The sequence below is a fragment of the Pseudomonas sp. 43(2021) genome (genome assembly GCF_017490805.1).
GTDB lineage: Bacteria > Pseudomonadota > Gammaproteobacteria > Pseudomonadales > Pseudomonadaceae > Aquipseudomonas.
The window spans coordinates 1-503 of sequence record NZ_JAFGYJ010000309.1; the positions used below are offsets into that span (position 1 = coordinate 1).

Consider the following 503-nt stretch of genomic DNA (forward strand, 5'->3'; position numbering starts at 1 on the left):
ATTCAGCGCCACTGTCGAGATCGAAGAACAGCGCCTGGCCCTTGTCGGACACACGCATGGCTACCTGATTCTGCTCTTCGAGCGAGATCATCAGCGGCTTGCCGGCGTCCTGCATCCAGGCCGGGGTGATCGAGTCTTTCGCGGTCAGGTCGGCACCTTGAAACAACGGCGCTACAACGTAAGCGAGGAAGAAGAAGATCAGGGTGATGGCCGCGAGCACCGCCAGGCCGCCCACGAGGACGTACCAACGGGTGAAGCGATCCTTGAGCGCGCGGATGCGGCGCTTGCGTTGCAGCTCAGGCGTATTGAAATCAATGCGCTTGGGAGGGGAAGACGTAGTCATTGGGGAATTGGCCAGATCATTCATGCGCACACCCTAGCGATCCTGTATGACAGAAAGATGACAGTGCAGTGACGCAGCAAATCCGCCAGCCGGAAGTCCGGCAGCGGAGTCGAGAATTTGGTGGTTGCAGGAGCGCTTCTGCTCGCCAAGGCGTCGGGTC

The 503-nt window shown here is 59.6% G+C and carries 1 pseudogene; it reads right to left on the reverse strand.

The annotated features are described in order from the left end of the window. A pseudogene (locus J5M71_RS27365) lies at nucleotides 1–367 on the reverse strand (phosphate ABC transporter permease); the annotation flags it as partial. Between the last annotated feature and the right edge of the window lie 136 nt (nucleotides 368–503).